This is a genomic window from Alteromonas sp. MmMcT2-5 (assembly GCF_022348315.1).
Classification (GTDB): Bacteria; Pseudomonadota; Gammaproteobacteria; order Enterobacterales; family Alteromonadaceae; genus Alteromonas; species Alteromonas macleodii.
On the sequence record NZ_JAKRFB010000128.1, the window covers coordinates 1 to 1,315 of the forward strand.

Annotated in this window: 1 protein-coding gene; it reads left to right on the top strand. The window is 44.5% G+C overall.

The annotated features are described in order from the left end of the window. Positions 1–73: 73 nt before the first annotated feature. A complete protein-coding gene (locus MHN09_RS21245) occupies positions 74–1,285 on the top strand; it encodes an IS256 family transposase (RefSeq protein WP_239241840.1) in 1,212 nt (403 codons plus the stop codon). The last annotated feature ends 30 nt before the right edge of the window (positions 1,286–1,315 follow it).

Consider the following 1,315-nt stretch of genomic DNA (forward strand, 5'->3'; position numbering starts at 1 on the left):
GAGACTGTAACTAATTTTGTGTAACTGCCTATCTCAATTTACTCTATAGAGAGTTAAGGATAGGCAGATGAACATGAATAAGAAAGAGCTTGAAGCTTTCGCAAAGGAAGCGGCCAAAGGTATTAAAACACCTGAAGACTTAAACGAATTTAGTCAGATGTTGAAGAAAATCACCGTTGAAGCGGCATTGAACGCTGAAATGGATGAGCATCTTGGCTACGAAAGAAATCAAAAGTCTACATCATCAAACAGTCGTAACGGTAAGAGCAGTAAACGCGTTAAGACCGAAGATGGTGAGTTTGAACTCAACACTCCTCGAGACCGTGAAGGCTCCTTTGAACCCAAGCTCGTTAAAAAGCATCAATCCCGTTTCACCTCCATGGACGATAAAATTCTCTGGCTTTATGCACAAGGCATGAGTACCCGTGAAATCGTCAATGCGTTTGATGAATGGTACGGTGCTGAGATATCGCCAACATTGGTTTCTCGCGTCACTAATGCGGTTATCGAGCAAGTTGTGGAATGGCAGTCGCGCCCGTTAGATGCCATTTACCCGATAGTTTACCTCGACTGTATCGTGGTGAAAATCCGCCAGGATAAGCGCATCATCAACAAATCTATCTTCTTGGCCTTAGGCATCAATACTGAAGGTCACAAAGAATTGATGGGCATGTGGATAGCCGAGAATGAAGGGGCTAAATTCTGGCTAAACGTTTTAACTGAGCTGCAACAGCGTGGCGTAGAAGACATCCTCATCGCTTGTGTCGATGGCCTCAAAGGCTTCCCTGATGCAATTAATGCTGTGTTCCCACAAACGCATATTCAACTGTGTATCGTACACATGGTGCGTAATTCATTAAAATACGTGTCATGGAAAGACTACAAAGCCGTCACGGCAGATTTAAAACGCGTGTACCGCTCAGCAACGGAAGATGAAGCTCTGCTTGAGTTAGAACGGTTTGCTGAAACATGGGACGGCCAGTACCCTCAAATTAGCAAGTCATGGCGCACGCACTGGCATAATCTCAACACCTTGTTCAATTACCCTGAGGACATCCGCAAGGCGATTTACACCACTAACGCCATTGAATCTCTGAACAGCGTTATCCGTAAAGCCATCAAGAAACGGAAAATCTTCCCCAGCGATGATTCAGCAAGAAAAATGGTGTACTTAGCAATAAAAGACGCCAGTAAGAAATGGTCGATGCCGATTCAAAACTGGCGTCAGGCTATGAGTCGTTTTATTATCGAGTTCGAGGAACGCCTCGAAAAGCACATTAACTAATGGCAGTTACACAGAATCTGTTACAGGCTC

Coding starts and splice junctions, on each gene's coding strand:
- MHN09_RS21245 (WP_239241840.1), top strand. CDS start 74: ATGAATAAGAAAGAGCTTGAAGCTTTCGCAAAGGAAGCGGCCAAAGGT.